Genomic DNA, 19,322 nt, shown 5'->3' on the forward strand with positions numbered 1-19,322 from the left:
GGCGACGCCCGTAAGTATCTGACCGATTTAGAGCTTTCGGCTCATCAAGACATAGCGATCGCGCGGTTGGAAGCCGGTGCGCAAGTACAGCTTATGCGCGGATTCGTTTGTGCGATCGACTTCCAGGTGAAGGGCGGTCAGACCGGCCTCGGCCAGGGCCTTGGGCAGGTCCAGCAGCACTTCTGTGGCAATGCCACGGCCGCGAACGGCCGGGCGGATGTAGATTTCGTCTATGAAGCCGTCCATGCCGCCGAACTCGACTGACCAGCCGAACGTCAGGATGGCATAGCCCAGCGGCGCACGTCCTGGACCGATCAGGTAGACGCAACCGTGGGGAATACCCTCTAGCAAGGGGGTCAGCGCATTGCGGGTCTGGTCTATGTCCTGCGCGATCCCGGCTTCGGTGTGGAACGCGGTCACGAGGCCCATCAGGCGGTCCAGATCTTCGGGGCGCGCAAGGCGAAGTGCGGCGCTCATAGCCGGGCCAGCCGTTCGGTCAGCAGGGCAAAGAAACCGTCAGCGTCGATTTCCCCAATGAACATCGCGTTGGGCGGATGGTCTGTCACGCGCCACCAATCCGCGACGGTCATGCCCATCGTCAGTTCGGACTGCGTTTCGATCTGTACGTTGATGTGTCGGCCTGAGAACAGTTCGGGCCGGATCAGATAGGCGGTCACGCACGGGTCGTGCAGCGGCGCGCCTTCCGAGCCGTATTTCTCTATATCAAAACGTTCGAAGAAATCCGTCATCTCGGCCACGGCATGCCCGACCTTACTGTCGAGGGCGCGGAAGGCGTCATTGCGGTGTTTCGTGACCAGCGCATCGTGGGTTACGTCCAGCGGTATGACAACGACATGGATACCGGATTTAAACACGATATCAGCGGCTACCGGGTCAACATAGATGTTGAACTCCGCTGCCGGGGTGATGTTGCCGACCTCAAAATACGCACCGCCCATCAGAACGATTTCCTGTACCCGATCAACAATATCTGGCGCTTTTTGAAAGGCGGATGCGATGTTCGTCAACGGGCCAAGCGGGCAAAGTGTGACGGTTCCCGGCTCATGCGCGCGCAGGGTGTCGATGATGAAGTCGACCGCGTGCCCGTCAGCCAGCGGCATTTCCGGATCAGGCAGGACGGGACCGTCGAGGCCGGTCTTGCCGTGCACATGTTCCGCGGTGACCAGAGGACGGTTTAGAGGGCGGTCACACCCGGCATAAACTGGGACATGCGTGTGGCCGGCCAGTTCACAGACGATCCGCGCATTCTTGGCCGTCAGTTCCAGCGGCACGTTCCCGGCAACGGCGGTAATGCCCAGAACATCAATCTCTTCCGGACTTGCCAATGCCAGCAAGATGGCGACTGCGTCGTCCTGCCCGGGATCGGTGTCGATGATGATCTTGCGCGGTGCCATGCTTTGCCTCCGGGGTATTGAAGCGCGGACACTCGCAAGTGTCACCATGCTTGTCCAGCGGTTTCAGACCTCGGTCGTCGCACCTACCGGCGGGAGTTTGCCATTGGCGCGGTGCTCTTCAATTTTGACCTCGTCCCAAAGCGCATCCATTTCTTCGAGATCGCTTTGAGACGGTGTTTTCCCGCGCGCAGCCAGCCGCGCCTCGACCTGCTCGAACCGGCGAGTGAACTTGGCGTTGGTGCGGCGCAGGGCGACCTCGGGTTCGATGCCCAGATGGCGGCCCAGATTGACCATCACGAACAGAAGATCGCCGAATTCATCCTCCAACGCGTCGGCGTCCTTGGCATTGCGCGCCTCCTCCAGCTCTGCAGCCTCTTCCGTGATCTTGGCCAATACATGGCTGGCATCGGGCCAGTCGAACCCCACGCGGGCCGCGCGTTTCTGCAGTTTGTGCGCGCGCAACAGGGCAGGCAGGTTGGCCGCGACACCATCCAGCGCGCCTTTCTGTTCTTTGCCCGCGCGCTCTGCCGCCTTGATGGTTTCCCAATCTACGGTCTGCTGGTCCGCTGATTTATCGCGGGATTCATCGCCAAATACATGCGGGTGACGGTCGACCATCTTGTCCGACATGGTCCGCACCACGTCCTGAAAGGTGAAATGCCCGGCTTCCTCGGCCATTTGTGCGTGAAAAACCGACTGGAACAGCAGGTCGCCCAGCTCGCCTTTCAGCTCATCATAGGCTTCGCGCTCGATGGCATCGGCGACCTCATAGGCCTCTTCGATCGTGTAGGGGGCAATGGTGGCAAAATCCTGTTCGATATCCCACGGGCAGCCCGTTTGCGGGTCACGCAGGCGGCGCATGATTTCCAACAGGCGCTCGATACCAGCATCGCTGTCGTGGATCAGAGGATTTTCGGCCATTGCGAACCCTTTCGTTCCGGTGTCAGATGCATCCATTCCGCAGTCCCGATCAGGAGTCCACCCCAGATGCCCGTCGTCAACCGAATTGCCGATTACTCAGCCGATATGGCCGCATGGCGCCAGCACCTGCATTCGATCCCCGAGCTTGAGTTCGAATGCCATGAAACGGCAGCGTTCGTAGCGGACCGTCTGCGCGAATTCGGAGTGGACGAGCTGCACGAAGGTATTGCCAAGACCGGGATCGTCGCGATCATCAGCGGGCGGGGCGAGGGGCCGACGATTGGCCTTCGCGCCGATATGGACGCGCTGCCGATCCCCGAGGAAACGGGCGTCGAATACGCTTCGACCAACCCGGGCAAGATGCACGCTTGTGGTCATGATGGGCATACTACGATGCTGTTGGGCGCGGCGCGCTATCTGGCCGAGACGCGGAATTTTCGTGGCCGTGTGGCGCTGATCTTTCAGCCAGCCGAAGAAGAAGGCGGCGGCGCGGGCGTGATGATCGAAGAAGGCATCATGGACCGGTTCGACATCTCTCAGGTCTATGCGCTGCATAATGCGCCGAACCTGCCCGTAGGCACATTTCACACCACTCCGGGGCCGATCATGGCGGCGGTGGATACGTTCGAGGTTCACATTCAGGGCGTTGGTGGTCACGGTGCCATGCCGCATGAAGCCCGCGACCCGGTAATGGCGGCGTGCGGTATTGCGCAGGCCATTCAGACCATCGTCAGCCGCAACAACTATGCGCTGGACGACCTGGTCGTCTCGGTCACGCAAATTCACACCGGGACGGTGAACAACGTGATCCCCGACACGGCCTTCATCAACGGTACAGTCCGGACATTCGACCCAAACGTTCAGCAGATGGTGATCGAGCGGATGGAGCAAATTGTGCAGGGGCAGGCAACCTCATACGGAGTCGAGGCGCGGCTGGATTACGAGAAGAACTACCCAGCCACGATCAACGACGGCGAAAAGGCCGGTTTTGCCGCCGAGGTGGCGCGCGATGTGTCCGGGGCCGAGCGTGTGGTGGGCAACATGGGCCGCGAGATGGGGGCCGAGGATTTCTCGTATATGCTGCAATCGCGCCCCGGCGCCTATCTGTTTTTGGGGCAGGGCGAGAGCGCCGGGCTGCACCATCCGAAATACAATTTCAACGACGAGATCGCGCCGGTCGGCGCATCGTTCTTTGCACGGATCGTCGAAAAGGCGCAGCCGTTGGGCTGACGGGGGGAAGACATGGCACTGGAAGACGCAAAGAATCAGGTGGACGAGGCATTCACCAATCCTGACCTCAAGGGGTTGTCCAACGAGAACACCTTTGGCGGCGCGACATCGTTCCTGCGCCGTCTCTACACCAAGGATCTGAAAGGCGTGGATATCGCTGTGACGGGCGTGCCTTTCGATCAGGCCGTGACCAACCGTCCGGGCACCCGACTTGGCCCCCGCGCGATCCGTGAGGCCAGTGCGCTGCAATCTCCGGATGCGCCGTACGGCTGGCCCTTCGATGCGCTCAGCGAATTGGCAATCGTGGATTATGGCGACATGGCGTATGACTATGCCAATATTCCCGCCTTTCCGGATACTTTGACCGACCACATCCGCACCATTTTGGCCGCTGATGTGTCTTCGGTCACGTTAGGCGGTGATCACTATATCAGCTTTCCGATCCTCAAGGCATATGCCGAGAAATACGGGCCGATGTCTCTGCTGCAATTCGATGCGCATACCGATACCTGGGCCGATGACGACATGTCCCGCGTGGACCACGGGACGATGTTCTACAAGGCGGTGAAGTCCGGGATCGTGGACCCGAAACGCTCGGTTCAGGTCGGTATCCGCACCACGAACGAGGATACTCTGGGCGTCAACATCATCGACGCGCGCGAGGTGTACGAATCCGGCCCTGCCGCTGTGGCGCAAAAGATCAAAAGTATTTTGGGCGACAGCCCGGTCTACCTGAGCTTTGACATCGACGGTCTGGATCCGGCCTTTGCCCCCGGCACCGGCACGCCCGTTTGGGGCGGACTGAGTTCCATTCAGGCGCAGATCATCCTGCGCGATATCGCCGGGATCAATATCAAAGGCGGGGACGTGGTCGAGGTCTCACCGCCCTATGACACGTCAGGTGCCACGGCCATTGCCGGTGCTCACGTGGCGACTCAGATCATTTGCCTGCTGGGGTGGAACAAGCTGGTGCAGGATTAACCTTTGGTTAGCCATCTTTCCGGTATCTGATTAACCAAAAGCCGGACGGGAGAAATACGGGCATGACAGACTTTAACCAACCGATCAGCGGCAATGATCTGGCGCGGTTTTCCGGGCCGAACACATTCATGCGGTTGCCGCAGGCTGACTCGCTGGCAGAACTGGACGTGGCCGTTCTCGGCATTCCGATGGATATCGGCACCTCATGGCGGTCCGGCACGCGGTTTGGACCAAAACAGATCCGCAGCGAAAGCGCGATGATCCGGCCCTATAACATGGCCAATTCTGCAGCTCCGTTCGACAGCCTGCAGATCGCGGATATCGGGGATCTAGCGATCAATACGTTCTCGCTGCCCGACAGCCTGAAGATCATCAAGGAAAGCTACGATTCAATTCTCGATCAGGCGGTGATCCCCGTTGCGATGGGTGGCGACCATTCGATCACGCTGCCGATTTTGCGCGCCATTGCGGCCAGGCACGGGCCGGTCGCGCTGGTGCATGTGGATGCCCATGCCGACGTGAATGAAGAGATGTTTGGCGAGCGTGAAACCCACGGCACTGTCTTCCGCCGCGCCTATGAGGAAAAGCTGATCGTCCCGGACAAGACCTTTCAGATCGGTATCCGCGGTTCGGGTTACGCGGCCAGCGACTTTACCGAGGCGCGGGACTGGGGCTTTCGCCAATTCCCGGCGTGGGAGCTGTGGCAGCAGAACCTGACCGAGATCGGCTCGCAAATCCGCAAAACGATCGGCGACCATCCGGTCTATATCACCTATGACATCGACAGTCTGGACCCGGCTTACGCCCCCGGCACCGGAACACCGGAAATCGGTGGGCTGACCACGCCGCAAGCCCTCCAACTGATCCATGCGCTGGCGGGCGTGAACGTGGTCGGGTGCGATCTGGTCGAAGTGTCCCCGCCTTATGATCCCAGCGGCAACACGGCGTTGACGGCAGCAAACCTTCTGTTCGAGCTGCTGTGCATCCTACCCGGAGTGACGTCACGATAGTTCGTATTGCGCCTTGCTTGCCCAAGCGATGCAAGTAGTGTCCCGCAAAAAAACGGGTTTGGGACAATGAAAACGATGTTGTGGCTGATTGTTGGTGTGATTGTAGCTTCGGTGGCTGTGTTGGCGGCCTATATCCGTCTGGCCCCTTCTGATCCCGGCCAATGGCACGTAACGCCCGAAGTTGAAGCGGATCGCGATCTTGAGGGCGGTGTGCTCCGCGTGGTCGAAACCGGCCCCGAAGGTCTGGCCCGCTTTGACGCCATTGCGCGCGTGGCACTTCGCACCACTGTATTGGCCGGTTCGGTTGACGAAGGGATGATCACATATATCACCCGCACCAAAACCGTCGGTTTTCCGGACTATACGACCGTGCAACAGGACGGAGATGTCTTGCGCATCTACGCGCGTCTCAGATTTGGGGAATCAGATCTTGGGGTGAACAAGGCCCGGGTGGATGAGTGGTTGGCTTTGTTGAAGCCCTGACGACAAACAGCCCTCCTGCACCTCGCGCCACATCGGTACATTCAGAGACATCTGGCATTGCGCCATGAACATGCGGCCGTCGACTTGCAGGCAGATCATCTCGCCTAGTTCGACGCGGCTGCCTGATTTGTCGGTGCAATAGCAGTCCTGAACCTTGCCGCCGGGGCCGATCACATCGGCCAGAGCGGGTGTTACGAACAACATTAAAACCAGTATCAACCGTTTCATGGGCAATAACCTAGCACACGGACGGGCCTTGACCAAAGCCCCGGATTGATAGACACCGCCGGGATGATCCCCGAAGAACGACTTGAACAGATAACCCAGCGATTCCAGTATCTCGAAGCGGCCATGGCAGATGGTGCCTCGGGCGGGGACATTGCGGCCTTGGCCAAAGAATATTCCGACCTCAAACCGGTTGTGGATCAGATCATTGCGTGGCGTCAGCTGGTCGCCGATCTGGCCGAGGCCGAGGCGATGTTGGCCGACCCCGACATGAAAGAATTGGCGGAAGAAGAAATTCCGGCGTTGAAGACCCGCATCCCCGAATCCGAACACGCCCTGCAGCTTGCCCTGTTGCCCCGTGATGCGGCAGATGCGCGTCCGGCAATGCTGGAAATCCGTCCCGGAACTGGCGGAGATGAGGCCGCATTGTTCGCCGGGGACCTTCTGCGCATGTACCAGCGCTATTCCGAAGCACGGGGATGGAAGTTTGAGATCATCGAAGAACAGGCCTCAGATCTGGGCGGGATTAAAGAGGTCGTGGCCCACATCAAGGGCGAGAACGTGTTTGCCCGGATGAAGTACGAATCCGGCGTGCACCGGGTGCAGCGCGTGCCGGAAACCGAAAGCGGCGGACGTATTCATACTTCGGCTGCGACGGTCGCGGTTTTGCCCGAGGCTGAGGATGTGGATATCCAGATCGACGCCAATGATATTCGCATCGACACCATGCGTAGCTCGGGTGCTGGGGGGCAGCACGTGAACACCACCGACTCGGCGGTGCGTATTACTCACCTGCCGACTGGGATCGTCGTAACAAGCTCGGAAAAATCGCAACACCGCAACCGCGAGATTGCGATGCAGGTGCTCAAAACCCGGCTCTATGATCAGGAACGCCAGCGGATCGACAGTGAGCGGTCGGCCGATCGCGCCAGCCAGGTGGGCTCAGGCGATCGGTCCGAGCGGATCCGAACTTACAATTTCCCGCAGGGGCGCATGACCGATCACCGCATCAATCTGACGCTATACAAGCTGGATCAGGTGATGCAGGGCGATCTGGATGAGGTGATCGACGCGTTGACTGCTGACGATCAGGCGCGGCTGCTGGCCGATATGGCGCAATGATCGCGGCGCTGACAGCAGCACAGGCGATGGTCGCAGCCACAGCGCGTCTGCGGGCGGCTGGCGTGACTGACCCGGCGCGGGATGCGCGGGTTCTGCTGGCCCATGCGGCGCGGATCGAAGCCAGCCGGGTCACTCTGATCGCGCCCGAAGAGCTGTCTCCTGAGGTTGCAGAGCGTTATGATCAGTTGATCTCGCTGCGTGCGGTGCGTGTGCCGGTGTCTCACCTGTTGGGCGAGCGCGAGTTTTATGGCCGACGGTTCCGCGTCAGTCGCGATGTGCTGGACCCACGGCCGGAAACCGAAGCGCTGATCGAAGCCGCGCTCAGTGAACCGTTCGATCATGTTCTGGATCTGGGTGTCGGCTCAGGCTGTATCCTGATCACGTTGCTGGCCGAACGGGCCAGTGCCTCGGGCGTGGGTGCGGACCTGAGCGAGGCAGCCTGCCTGCAGGCCAGCGCAAATGCAGTGCAGCATCAGGTGCAAAGCCGGGTGGAAATTCTGCAATCAGACTGGTTTCAGAATATTGACGGCCAGTTTGATCTGATCGTTTCGAATCCGCCCTACATTTCACTGCAAGAAATGGCCGACCTTTCGCCAGAAGTGCGCGTGCATGAACCGCGCATGGCGCTGACGGACGAAGGGGACGGGTTGGGCGCTTACCGTCGCATCGCAGCCGGCGCACCGGACTTTCTGCTACCGGGCGGGCGTCTGCTGGTGGAAATCGGGCCAACGCAGGGGCAAAGCGTCGCGGTTTTGTTCGAGTCGGCGGGTTTGACAGCCACACGGATCGTTCCCGATCTGGACGGCCGCGATCGCGTCGTTTTTGCCAAAATGCCGCATTAATGCGGCAACCTGAGGCCGAAATACGCCGATTAATGTAAAAAAGCTGCGAATTTTTGGACAACCCCCTTGTCTGTACGCTCAGGACGTGTTTACTCAACACCAGTCGGAGGGCTGACGCTGGTTCAGCGGGCCCCGGACGCCAAGCCCAAAATAGTCGACATCGCGTCACAGCTAAGCTTTTGAGCAGTGCAGGATGCGAGATGATCGACAGCGAATGACAAGGCTGACGTAAAGTAAATGAGATCTTCCAAATCCCGCTCTCGGGTCAAGAATAACCGCAACCGTCCTTCTGGGGGCAATGTCGTAAATCGGGTTTTTGACAGCTCGGGTCCCGAAGGCAAGGTGCGCGGTACGCCCCAGCAGATTATCGACAAATATAATCAGTTGGCGCGCGACGCCCAACTGTCCAATGACCGTGTGGCCGCTGAGAACTTTCAGCAGCACGCAGAACACTATCTGCGCCTGCTGAGTGAGGCACAGCGCGAAATGGAAGCGCGCCGCGAAGAGCAAGACCGCCAGAACCGCGAGCGTCAGGCCGAGCGGGATCGCGAACGCGCCGAGCGCCAGGAGCGCGAAGCTGCCGCCCGTCAGTCGGACCCGGCCGAAGCGCCGCAACCGGACGTGATGGATTTCACACCCGAGGCAGCTACCCCGGAATCCGGTTTGGTTGAGACCCCGGAGAGCAAGGATGCTGCTGCTGCGGCGGCCACCGAAGCACCGGCGAAAAAAGAAAAAGCACCGCGTCGCCCGCGTACGCGTAAGCCAAAGCCCGCGCCAGAGGGGGCAGAGGACGCGCCGACAAGCAACGGTGATGCACCGGAAGCGGCTGAGTAATTTCCGCCATAGAGTTCAAAAAAGCCCCGGAGTTCGCTCCGGGGCTTTTTCTTTGCACATTAGCTTTTTTGAACTTCTCGGGCCAGCGCGCAGAACGCTTCGAGCGGGACTTGTTCGGCGCGCTCTGTGGGTTGAATCCCAGCCGCGAGCAGGCGGTCCTCGATATCCGGCGCCACGCCTTTTAGCGATGCGCGCAGCATCTTGCGGCGCTGGTTGAAGGCTGCGGCCACGACGCGCGACAAAACCCGGGCATCCGCAGGGTAGCGCGGTTCGGGCAGGGCCGTCAGGTGCACAACAGCGCTTGAGACCTTTGGTGGCGGGGTGAACGCTCCGGGCGGCAGGGACATGGCGATGCGCGCCTCGGCCCGCCATTGGGCAAGGATCGCAAGGCGGCCATAGGCTTTGCCTCCGGGTTGGGCAACGATGCGTTCTGCGACTTCGCGCTGGAACATCAGCGTCAGGCTTTGCCAGAACGGTGGCCATTCGGGCGGGGTCAGCCAGCGCACCAGCAATTCGGTGCCAACGTTATACGGCAGGTTTGCGGCGATGCGGATCGGAGGGGTCAGATGCGCCAGCGGGTCGATTTCCAGGGCGTCGCCGTTGATGACCTCAAGACGGCCCGGATAAGCAGCAGCGATGTCATTCAGGGCAGCGATGCAGCGAGTGTCTTTTTCGACCGCGACGACCTTGCGCGCGCCTTCTGACAACAGACCACGGGTCAGCCCCCCGGGCCCGGGTCCGATTTCCAGAACGTCGCATTCCGTAAGGTCCCCTGCCTGCCGCGCGATCTTGGCCGTCAGGTTGAGGTCCAGCAGAAAGTTCTGCCCCAGCGATTTACGCGCCGAGAGCTGATGTGTCGCGATAACCTCGCGCAGAGGGGGAAGGGTGTCGATTGAACTCATGATCCGATTACCGTGGCGCGTGTCCGAGGGGGAACGCCAGTGATTTTTTGCCTCCGGCGGGGATATTTTCAGCCAGGTGAAGGATCAAGCGCTTTGTGCCATCCGTTGGGCCAGTTTCAGCGCCTCGATCAGGCTGGTGGGGTTTGCTATGCCCTGTCCGGCGATATCCAGTGCGGTGCCGTGATCGGGCGAGGTGCGAATGAAAGGCAGGCCGAGGGTCACGTTCACGCCACGGTCGAAGTCGAGTGTCTTGATCGGGATCAGTGCCTGATCGTGATACATGGCAATTGCGGCGTCATATCGGGCGCGGGCGCCAGCGTGGAACATCGTGTCCGCCGGGTGTGGGCCGGTAACCGTGCAGGTATCGCCCGGCAAATCAGATATCAGAGGGGCGATCCAGTCCAGTTCTTCATGCCCCATTTTACCGCCTTCGCCCGCATGCGGGTTCAGCCCGGCAATGGCGATACGAGGATGGGGTATACCGAATTGTCTACGCAGACCTTCAGCAGTAATGGCGATGGTTTCTCGCAGCAGGTCGGGGGTGAGCTCGGACGGGACGCGCGACAGCGGGATGTGGATCGTTGCGGGCACCACGCGAAGCTGATCGCTGGCCAGCATCATCACGACGCGCTTGCGCCCGGCCAGAGCGGCTAGAAATTCGGTATGGCCGGGATAGGCGAACCCGGCCCCGTCGATCAGCGCTTTTTTGTGGATCGGTGCAGTGCACAGCGCCGACGCTGCGCCGGATTGCACCAGGGAAACACCGGTTTCGATGGCGTCGATCACACTGGGCGCATTGGACGGATCCGGTTGGCCTGCTGTGTTTTTGGCGGGAAAGCTCAATTGCAGAACAGGCAGGGCACTGGCGCAGATTTCATTGGCCTGAGCCGGATCGCTGATCAGCTGCGTGGGCGTGTCTGCGGGCAGATGCGCCGCATCGCCGATATAGAAAAACGGACAGCTCGCGCGCAGTTCAGACCAGGCTTTGGCGGCGATTTCGGGGCCTATGCCAGCAGGATCGCCACAGCTTAGCGCGATGGGCGCATTCATTGCTCGATGATCGTCGCGTCGGCGCGGAGCTGTTCAACCAGACTTTCGGCAAAGGCCTGCAGGCGTTGTTGCGTCAGGGCGTTGGCCACATCCACGCGCGTCGTGTCTTCGCCCCGGTCCAATGTGCGCGTGCACAGCATCAGGAATTTCAGAGTCTGGCCGTTGTTTCCCGTAAGCGTCGTGGAAACTTCGTTCAGGTCCAGCTTGGACAGCTCAAGCGCCACATCGCGGGGGATCTCGGACGGGCTGGCTTCGACACGTTGCAGTACCCCAGCAGGTTGATCCTTGGCGATGCCATAGAGGTCGTCGCAGTTATCAATCTGTTCGCGCAGCTTGGCGGCCTTGGCCAGGGTTTCGGCACTGCGACCGCCAGCCATGTTGTAAATCGCGTAGTCGATCTTGGAGTATCGCGGTGTGCTGGTGCTGACTTCGCGTAATCCGCGCAGCTGGAACAGCGCGATGGCATTGGGCAACGACAAAGGCTGTGTGATGTCGCCTGTTTTGAGACCCAGAATCACAGGTTGCAGGGCAGGGGGCAAGTCGGTCAGGTTAAGCCATTCCAAACGTCCGCCGTCATCGCGTGTACCAGCTGCCGAATACTGTGTGGCGGCAGAAGAAAACGCATCGAAACCTTCAAGCAGTGCGATCTCTTCGGCCAGCAATTCGGCTTGGGCCAAGGTCTGCGGCGTGACCGGAATAATGATTTCCGACATCAGGACTTGAAGCCCGCCACTCCCGGCCTGTCCCAAAGCCCGGTTGATCTCGTCTTCGCTCGGCCTGGCTTGCGACAGAAAGCGCGAACTGACGTAGTCGCGCCACGACAGCTGATCAGCGACGAAATCCCGTACGGTTTCGGGGGAAACGCCGGATTCGCCCAGTAATTGCAGGAACTCATCGGTCGAAAGACGGCCACGGGTTGCAAACTCATCAATGCCCACCTGAATGTCTTCAGGTGCGACCTCGATTCCTGCATCGCGCATGGCCTGTTTGCGCAGTCGTTCGTCGATCAGCGCGTCGCGGACTTCGTCCTCGGTGGCGCCAGTGGCACCCAGAACGGTCAGGAATTGCTGGCGCTGCTGAAGTTCGTACCAGGTGACAATGTCCTGGTTCACCTTGATCGCAGGTGAAAACAGGCTCTGGGCCTGGCTGTGACCAGTGGACAGGGCCAGCAAAGCGGCAGCCAGTGCCGGTGCAACCGGTTTTAGCCAACCGGAACGGACTATTCGCGAGAAACGTGAAATCAACTGCATCTTCTCTTGTACTGTTGGCCGCCACCCTCGACGGAGTAACCTGTCAGGGCAACGGTAAACCCGAATTCTGTCGAAGGCTCAATACTTGATGATGAGGTAAATCGCCTGCTGACGGTCATGTTAACTTTTACACACTCATTCTGGTAGGTAACGCCCAGCCCATATCGGATCGGTTCGGATTCGCTGAGGTCATAGCGCGCATAAGCCTGTGTCAGCCAGTTCTGGTCAACAAGGTAGCGTCCATTCATCCAGATTTCGGATATCTCGTCATTCGCATTTTCGGCCGGATCTGTTTCTTGCCACACATAGCTGCCGGTTAGGCCGACATTTGGCTTGTTCCAGCCTGCGCGCACCTCGGCCTTGGCAAAGCTGAAGTCACCATTCAACAGGCCGCGACCCGCCAAAGACCAGCCATTGGCGGTTTGCAACTGACCGGCCAACAACACGTCGGAGGCGGTACCCTGTAGGCCCGACGTCAGGTTGAAGTTGGGGTCAGCTGTCGAACGGAAGACCTGTCCGACAGTGGTAAGCGCGCGCCAGCCATTTGCGCCATAGCGCGCCCAGTTGAGCCCGAACACTGCCGTCGCGCCATCTTCGCGGCGATCCGGAGCCGGAAAGCGTGACAGAGACAACAGGTTCCCCTGGTCGAATTCCTGAAAGGTGCTTTCGTCATTGGGAACGTCCTGATCTGTGACGTTCGTCCAACCGACTTGCGCGATGGGTTCAAGCACCTGCGTGGCGCCTGACTTCTCCCGACGGGTCATCGGGTAACGCAGCGTGAGTGCGGCACGCGGGGCCGCGCGGGTCACCTGATCAGGGAACTGGCTGTCATCCCTGATGTTGAAGATATCCACCGATGTCCCGAACCGGGCATCAGCCCTGAGGCCCGATGCGAAAATCCAGCTGCGCATCCAGTCCGCATCGAACGTGGCGCGTGCGACATCGCGGCCAACGATATCCTGATCGCTGGTACGTGTGTGATTGTGGGCCACAAAGCCCAAGCGAACTTCGCCGCCAACAGAGGTTGGGAAGTAGCGTTTTTGGAAATACAGGTCGAAGACCCGCGATGGGATCACTTCCTCATTTTCGCTGTCTCGCAGGGATTTGTAATGGATGAAACTGGTGCGGAAGGCGGTATCGCGTTTGATCCGCTCAAGCGCGATTTCGCTGCGCAACCGGTCAAAATCGGGCAGGCCGTAGTCCGCGAGATAAGCGTTATCCGAAGTTGTCTTCACATCAAACAAAAGGCGGAAGTCGTTGTTCAGGAGGAAATAACCGTTGGCAAAGAGATAGCCCCGATCCTCGTTCTCTTGCAGGTCGTCGCGGGTGAAAGCGCCGTTCAGCTCAATCCGGCCGCGTTTGAATGCCTGGCGATAACGATAGCCCAGTGTTCTTGTTTTCCCCGAGATATAGGGGGTCAGCGTCAGGTCTTTGTGGTCGCCAAGCTTAAAGAAATACGGCACCTGCACGCCGGTTCCCAGCTGCGATGTGGTGCGAATCGACGGAACAAGGAAGCCTGTGGCACGGTCCAGTGTCGGGTCGGGCAAGCGCAGATAGGGGAAGTAGAAGACCGGGAAATCCAGTATCCGGAACTGTGCCCCTTCGAAATACAATTGGCGTTCCAACTGGTCATGCGTGACCTTGCGGGCGCGGATTTGCCACAGCGGCGGTTTGCCATTGGCGCAGACATGGCAGGACGTGGCCGAGACCTTGCTGAACTGTGTGTAACGCCCACCCGCGCGCGCAGCCTGGACTGAGGCGATCTGAACCTGCTGATCGAACACCATGCGGGCACCGATCAGCAGGCCGTTCATGATCCCGTCATCCAGTTCGGCGGAATCAGCCAGCAACGTGGTTTCGCCGCCTTGATCGATGCGGACCGGGCCTTCCAGCGACAGATTGCCGGTTTCGCGGTCATAGGTGATGCGCGTGGCGGTGACCTTGGCGTCGCCCTGAAAGGCTTCGACATTTCCTTCGGCCACCAGATTACGCTCGGGCGTGATAAAAATTCGGTCAGCCACCAGCAGGGCAGGCTGATCCTCTTGCGTTGTATCCTGTGCAGCACCGGCAGCAGGTTGAGATTGCGCGAATACGCCTGCTGGCATGGCCAATGCGACGGCACCGGACAGCAACAAACTGGCAATAAGCCGCATCAGCCGTCCTCCGCATGCAGCAAAAGGCCGAGGGACAGAAGAATGGCTGCAAAGGGCGGGGCCCAGGCCGCGACTAAGATAGGCAATTGACCGTTTTCCCCCAGAATTTGGGCAAAGTTGCGAATGAAGTAGATGCCAAAGCCCAGCAGGACGGCGGTCAGAACCGCGATCCCGGTGCCGCCAAATCGCACGTGGCGCATGGTGAAGGCCGCGCCGATCAGGACCATCGACATCAGAAACAAGGGGCGGGCCAGTTGGACCTGCAACCAGACCTCATATTGCTTGGTCGAAAACCCGGCTTCTCGCAGGTCGCGGATCAGTTCCGGCAAGTCATAGATCGATACGGAATCCTGATCGCCAAGCGTGTCCAGAATCCGCTGGCGTGTCAGCGAGGTGGGAACCTCAAGCCGGACATGTTCAACGGCGTGGGTTTCCGGATTCACACCGCCTTCAAGCGCCCAAATCTTGGCATTGGTCAGGACCCAGGTACCGTTCTCCAGATCGGCCTGGTCGGCCACGATCTGCTGGGTCGGTGTGCCGTCCGGGGCGAAGGTAATGATTGTCACCTGATTAAGGGTGAACCTGTCGCCGTTGGATGTATCCTGGGCGTGGATCACGGATTGGCCATCGGCCGATCCCTGCCGCAACCAAAGACCATCTGCGCTGATCGACAGCGTTGATCCGCCATTGTTTTTGTAGGATTCGGCAAGCTGTTTGTATTCTTCTGACGTGGCGGCTGCGATGGGGTTCAGCATGCCAACCGCCAGTGCGCCGATGATCAGGGCAATCACCACAGGGGCCAACAGGGCGCGGATGCCTGACCGACCGGTGGCGCGGGTCACGACCAGTTCCGAGCTGCGGGCCAGACCGATAAACAACGCGATTGTGGACAGGATAACCAGCAGCGGCAGCATTTCGCTGATCGCGGCAGGCGTATTCAGCAACGTCAACTGCAACAGCTGACCGAAGGACAGGTTTGCATCGTCAAAGCGGCGCACCTGTTCGATTAGGTCGATCAGAATCATCAGCGTTAGGAAAATGCTGCCTATGACCAGGAAACTTTGAATGAATCGGCGGGCGAAGTAGCGGTCGAGGATCACGAAGGAACTCCTGCCGAAAAGACACGCAAACAGCTTTTGGTCGGGTGCAGACCAGAATCACCGCTGCACGCAATTGTGCGCGACAGCCTATGCCTGCTCTGTCTTGCCAAAACCTTCTCCCCCGAGCCTGTCGGATTTTTTCCGGGACTGTAATCCAAATGCGGGCCGGGGAAAACTGCTATCTGGTCAAGCCGCGCGGCGCGGGCTAGGTCTTGGGGAACTGATTTTGAGGAGTTCGCAATGAGCAGTCTTGTACCGATCCGTTTCCAGGACCCCGACATGGATGCGATGGCGCAGGCCGAAGGGCGCGTGGCCATTATCATCCCGTCCGACGGCAAAATGAACCCCGCCGCCCGTCGCGCCAACCGCCTGACCCGCGGGGCTGTGACACGGCTGGTCGAAAGCGAGCGGTTCGAAAAGGTGAAAACCGGTGACGTGATCTCGATGGCGTGGCCATCCGGCATGGCAGCCGAGGCTCTGGACGTACTGGTTCTGCCGCGCCGTCCTGAACCGGCCGAGGCTCGCAAGGCCGGTGCCGCGCTGGCCAAGCTGGCGGGCAGCAAGGACTTGCTGGTGATGTCGGGCAATCAGGTCAAGGCCGAGGATCTGGCCATGGGCATCGCGCTGCGCAGCTATGATTTTGATGCGCATAAGACCAAGGATTCGGACGAGGCCGGTTCTGTCATCATAACCCACCAGAAGGCAGATGAGATTGAGGCTGCGTTTGCACCGCTTTACGCGGTCGCCGACGGTGTCCGCATGACCCGCGATTTGACCAACGAGCCTGCGAATATCCTGACCACCACCGAATTCGCCGACCGGCTGGACGAGATGAAGGCACTGGGGCTTGAGGTCGAAGTGCTGGAAGAAGACAAACTGGCCGAGCTGGGCATGCGTACGCTGCTAAGCGTCGGTCAGGGGTCGGTCAGCCCCTCGAAGGTTGTGGTGATGCAATGGAACGGCGGCGACAAAGATGACGCGCCGCTGGCTTTGGTCGGTAAGGGTGTGGTGTTCGACACCGGTGGTATCTCGCTGAAACCTGCGGGTGGCATGGAAGACATGACCATGGACATGGGCGGCGCTGGCGTAGTGGCAGGCACCATGCGCGCGCTGGCCAAACGCAAGGCCAAGGCCAATGTTGTTGGATTGGTTGGTCTGGTCGAGAACATGCCTTCGGGCAACGCCACCCGTCCGGGCGATGTGGTCAAATCCATGAAGGGTGACACGGTCGAGATCATCAACACCGACGCCGAGGGCCGTTTGGTTCTGTGCGACGTGATGTGGTACGCGCAAGAGCGGTTCAAGCCTGTGGGCATGGTCGATCTGGCCACTCTGACCGGAGCGATCATCATCGGTCTTGGGCACGAGAACGCGGGCGTATTTTCGAACAACGACACGTTCTGCAATGCCTTCCTAAAGGCGGCGGGGGCCGAGGACGAAGGCGCATGGCGGATGCCGTTGGGCGAAGCCTATGACAAACAGCTGAAGTCGCGGATTGCCGATATGAAGAACGTAGGCGGACGCCCTGCGGGTTCGATCACGGCGGCGCAGTTCCTGCAGCGGTTCGTAAAAGAAGACATGCCGTGGATTCACCTGGATATTGCCGGTGTGGCTTCGGTCTCGTCCGAGACATCCTACGCCCCGAAGGGCGCAACCGGCTGGGGCGTACGCGCGCTGAGCCGTTTCGTTCAGGACAACTTCGAGTAAGCCGATGGGAGCTGTCTATTTCTATCACCTGACCCGCCAACCGCTGGAGCATACCTTGCCGGTGCTGCTGGACAAGGCGCGGCAGGCCGGGTGGAAGATTGCCGTGCGGGGCAGCGATCCCGCGCGGATGGACTGGTTGGATGAAAAACTGTGGCAGGGGCCCGAAGAAGGGTTCCTGCCACATGGCCGCGCAGGCGGTCCGCACGATGCCGCGCAACCGATCCTGCTGACGACCGGGGCGCAGGCTGCCAATGACGCGTCTTGTGTCATGGCGGTAGATGGCGCGGCGGTCGACCCCGCAGAGATCGAAAAGCTGGACCGTGTATGTATCTTGTTCGATGGCAATGACGCAGAGGCCGTTCAACATGCACGTGGGCAGTGGAAGGCTTTGACCGGTGCGGGATGTTCTGCCCAGTACTGGTCTGAAGAATCCGGGCGCTGGGAAAAGAAAGCTGAGGCTTAGGGCCCGAGCCACTTTCCGGAAGGCGTGGTATCATTGCGCAAGAATGTGCGGTGAGAAACGCCTCAATGACCGAATTGAAGTCCAAATTGACGGATGCGGTACACGGCAAAAATAACTGCTTTCAATTGTTAAGGCCTAAGTTTGAGGAACCAAATGTCCAATAAACCCCAGTCTCACTTGCGCCAGCCGCTGATTTTGCCCTGCGGTGTAGCTCTCAAAAACCGAATTGCTAAATCGGCGATGTCTGACTCGCTTGGTGACGGCACAGGCAATCCAAGTGATGATCAAATAAGGCTCTATGAGCGTTGGGCAACTGGCGGCCTCGCGCTATCGATTATCGGCGAAGTGCAGGGCACGCCTCATTTTGCAGAGAAGCCCGGCAATTTGGTTTTGAACGATCAATCCGATTTCGCTTTTCTAAGAAAACTTGCGCAAGCAGGGGCAACCAACGACGCTCATTTATGGCCGCAACTTGGACATGCGGGTGCGATGGCTGATGCTCCGATCAGCTCGCCGAAAGGTCCCAGTAGACTTGATTTGCCTGGTCTGGAATGCGGCGCGCTGTCCTTGGACGAGATCCACGCGCTGCCGGCCGAATTTGCACGCACGGCAAACCTTGCCAAGCAGCTCGGGTTCGGTGGCGTTGAGTTGCATGCGGCCCATGGATTCTTACTCAACCAGTTTCTGTCTCCGCTATTCAACAAACGCGAAGATGCCTATGGCGGTTCTTTGCAAAACCGGATGAGACTGCTGCTGGAAGTGACCAGCGCCGTGCGCGATGCCGTTGGCCCGGATTTCCCTGTGGGCATCAAGTTGAACGCGACAGATCAACTTGATGGCGGCTTCGCTGAAGGTGAATCCCTTGAGGTCGTTGCGGCATTAGACAAAACAACAATTGATCTGATCGATGTCAGCGGTGGCACATATTTTCCGGGTGCTGCGTCATCATCGGATCGTGCGGGTTCCGGCGCCTATTTTCTTGATTTTGCTGCGCGTGCGCGGGCGAAAACAAACATTCCCCTTATGGTGACGGGCGGTTTCAAGACGCTTGCACAGGCCAAAAGCGCCATTGCAGAAGGCAAGGCCGATCTCGTTGGATTGGCCCGCGCATTGGTCGTTGATCCAGAATTGCCATCATTTTGGCTTTCCGATCAACGCGATGAGCCGCAATTCCCACGTTTCAAAAACCCTCCGGAAGGCGGTGTGACTGCATGGTACACGATGCAAGTCACTCGGATCGCCAGGGGAGAAAACGCACTTGAACCTGACCAGCTTGAGGAAGCGATAGCGGCATACGAAGCCAGAGATGAGGTTCGACGAGAAGTTTGGAATTCTCATTTCGGTTGAACTTCACGAGCAAGCTAAAGCCGACATTGGAGCAGCCGCAGTGACCGGAAGCATTGGTCCGCAAGGCGGACCAAAACTTTGAAATGAAAGCGCATTCGCTGGAATCTGCATGGATGCCCGTATCATAGGGGGCAGAAACACCCCGCATTGTGTTTGGCCTTATACCGCTTTTGGAAAGAGATTTGCAAAAGCCCAACCCCTTGTTGCACCTGAATTGATCGCCTGCACCCTTGCTCTGACGGTTCTCTGCTTTAGGGTGCGCGGCGTTGCGAGCAGAAGGATTTTGA

At 59.3% G+C, this 19,322-nt stretch carries 19 protein-coding genes; 10 read left to right on the forward strand and 9 right to left on the reverse strand.

The window, feature by feature from the left end; genetic code table 11:
• Positions 1-27: 27 nt before the first annotated feature.
• The 3 genes from DS906_RS10200 to mazG form a co-directional block, all read right to left on the reverse strand.
• A complete protein-coding gene (locus DS906_RS10200; protein WP_113790082.1) occupies positions 28-477 on the reverse strand; it encodes a GNAT family N-acetyltransferase in 450 nt (149 codons plus the stop codon).
• Positions 474-1,415, reverse strand: a complete 942-nt coding sequence (locus tag DS906_RS10205) for a nucleoside hydrolase (RefSeq protein WP_113790083.1) — start codon at positions 1,413-1,415, stop codon at positions 474-476. The genes DS906_RS10200 and DS906_RS10205 overlap by 4 nt, the downstream gene beginning before the upstream one ends.
• A gap of 63 nt (positions 1,416-1,478) precedes the next feature.
• Positions 1,479-2,336: a nucleoside triphosphate pyrophosphohydrolase gene (gene mazG, locus DS906_RS10210; protein ID WP_113790255.1), complete on the reverse strand. Its 858-nt coding sequence runs from the start codon at positions 2,334-2,336 to the stop codon at positions 1,479-1,481.
• Positions 2,337-2,402: 66 nt separating this feature from the next.
• Here mazG and DS906_RS10215 point away from each other — a divergent pair, with 66 nt between their 5' ends.
• The 4 genes from DS906_RS10215 to DS906_RS10230 all read left to right on the forward strand — a co-directional run bounded on the left by DS906_RS10215 (position 2,403) and on the right by DS906_RS10230 (position 6,040).
• A complete protein-coding gene (locus DS906_RS10215) occupies positions 2,403-3,566 on the forward strand; it encodes a M20 aminoacylase family protein (RefSeq protein WP_113790084.1) in 1,164 nt (387 codons plus the stop codon).
• 12 nt (positions 3,567-3,578) lie between these two features.
• Positions 3,579-4,547 (forward strand): agmatinase, encoded by a 969-nt coding sequence (speB, locus tag DS906_RS10220; RefSeq protein WP_113790085.1) that lies wholly within the window; start codon positions 3,579-3,581, stop codon positions 4,545-4,547.
• 62 nt (positions 4,548-4,609) lie between these two features.
• Positions 4,610-5,557 (forward strand): agmatinase, encoded by a 948-nt coding sequence (speB, locus tag DS906_RS10225; protein ID WP_113790086.1) that lies wholly within the window; start codon positions 4,610-4,612, stop codon positions 5,555-5,557.
• A 66-nt stretch (positions 5,558-5,623) separates the two neighbouring features.
• Positions 5,624-6,040 (forward strand): DUF1499 domain-containing protein, encoded by a 417-nt coding sequence (locus DS906_RS10230; protein WP_113790087.1) that lies wholly within the window; start codon positions 5,624-5,626, stop codon positions 6,038-6,040.
• On the opposite strand, the gene DS906_RS10235 is transcribed toward DS906_RS10230, so the two are convergent.
• The gene (locus DS906_RS10235) at positions 5,981-6,268 is read right to left on the reverse strand and encodes a hypothetical protein (protein WP_113790088.1); all 288 of its coding nucleotides are present in this window, start codon (positions 6,266-6,268) and stop codon (positions 5,981-5,983) included. The two genes, DS906_RS10230 and DS906_RS10235, sit on opposite strands and share 60 nt — an antisense overlap.
• 63 nt (positions 6,269-6,331) lie before the next feature.
• Between DS906_RS10235 and prfA the strand changes: the two genes are divergently transcribed.
• From prfA to DS906_RS10250, 3 genes are all read left to right on the forward strand, one after another.
• Entirely contained in the window at positions 6,332-7,387 is a 1,056-nt protein-coding gene (gene prfA / locus DS906_RS10240) for a peptide chain release factor 1 (protein ID WP_113790089.1), read from the forward strand.
• Positions 7,384-8,229 (forward strand): peptide chain release factor N(5)-glutamine methyltransferase, encoded by an 846-nt coding sequence (gene prmC, locus DS906_RS10245; protein WP_113790090.1) that lies wholly within the window; start codon positions 7,384-7,386, stop codon positions 8,227-8,229. The genes prfA and prmC overlap by 4 nt, the downstream gene beginning before the upstream one ends.
• Positions 8,230-8,466: 237 nt before the next feature.
• On the forward strand, positions 8,467-9,063 hold the full coding sequence (locus tag DS906_RS10250; protein WP_108858419.1) for a DUF4167 domain-containing protein: 597 nt from the start codon (positions 8,467-8,469) through the stop codon (positions 9,061-9,063).
• 59 nt (positions 9,064-9,122) lie between these two features.
• Here DS906_RS10250 and rsmA read toward each other — a convergent pair whose 3' ends face one another.
• The 5 genes from rsmA to lptG form a co-directional block, all read right to left on the reverse strand.
• Complete coding sequence (rsmA, locus tag DS906_RS10255) at positions 9,123-9,965, reverse strand: 16S rRNA (adenine(1518)-N(6)/adenine(1519)-N(6))-dimethyltransferase RsmA (protein ID WP_113790091.1); 843 nt, start codon at positions 9,963-9,965, stop codon at positions 9,123-9,125.
• Between the two features lie 84 nt (positions 9,966-10,049).
• On the reverse strand, positions 10,050-11,015 hold the full coding sequence (gene pdxA / locus DS906_RS10260) for a 4-hydroxythreonine-4-phosphate dehydrogenase PdxA (RefSeq protein ID WP_113790092.1): 966 nt from the start codon (positions 11,013-11,015) through the stop codon (positions 10,050-10,052).
• The gene (locus DS906_RS10265; protein ID WP_113790093.1) at positions 11,012-12,265 is read right to left on the reverse strand and encodes a peptidylprolyl isomerase; all 1,254 of its coding nucleotides are present in this window, start codon (positions 12,263-12,265) and stop codon (positions 11,012-11,014) included. Before DS906_RS10265 ends, pdxA begins: the two co-directional genes overlap by 4 nt.
• Positions 12,256-14,418, reverse strand: a complete 2,163-nt coding sequence (locus DS906_RS10270) for an LPS-assembly protein LptD (protein WP_113790094.1) — start codon at positions 14,416-14,418, stop codon at positions 12,256-12,258. The genes DS906_RS10265 and DS906_RS10270 overlap by 10 nt, the downstream gene beginning before the upstream one ends.
• On the reverse strand, positions 14,418-15,518 hold the full coding sequence (gene lptG, locus DS906_RS10275; protein ID WP_113790095.1) for an LPS export ABC transporter permease LptG: 1,101 nt from the start codon (positions 15,516-15,518) through the stop codon (positions 14,418-14,420). The genes DS906_RS10270 and lptG overlap by 1 nt, the downstream gene beginning before the upstream one ends.
• Before the next feature lie 240 nt (positions 15,519-15,758).
• On the opposite strand from lptG, the gene DS906_RS10280 reads away from it, so the two are divergent.
• The 3 genes from DS906_RS10280 (at position 15,759) to DS906_RS10290 (ending at position 19,035) form a co-directional block, all read left to right on the forward strand.
• The gene (locus DS906_RS10280; protein WP_113790096.1) at positions 15,759-17,225 is read left to right on the forward strand and encodes a leucyl aminopeptidase; all 1,467 of its coding nucleotides are present in this window, start codon (positions 15,759-15,761) and stop codon (positions 17,223-17,225) included.
• 4 nt (positions 17,226-17,229) lie between these two features.
• Positions 17,230-17,688, forward strand: a complete 459-nt coding sequence (locus DS906_RS10285) for a DNA polymerase III subunit chi (RefSeq protein ID WP_113790097.1) — start codon at positions 17,230-17,232, stop codon at positions 17,686-17,688.
• A gap of 153 nt (positions 17,689-17,841) precedes the next feature.
• A complete protein-coding gene (locus DS906_RS10290; protein ID WP_113790098.1) occupies positions 17,842-19,035 on the forward strand; it encodes an NADH:flavin oxidoreductase/NADH oxidase family protein in 1,194 nt (397 codons plus the stop codon).
• The last annotated feature ends 287 nt before the right edge of the window (positions 19,036-19,322 follow it).

Source organism: Ruegeria sp. A3M17 (assembly GCF_003318255.1).
GTDB lineage: Bacteria > Pseudomonadota > Alphaproteobacteria > Rhodobacterales > Rhodobacteraceae > Ruegeria.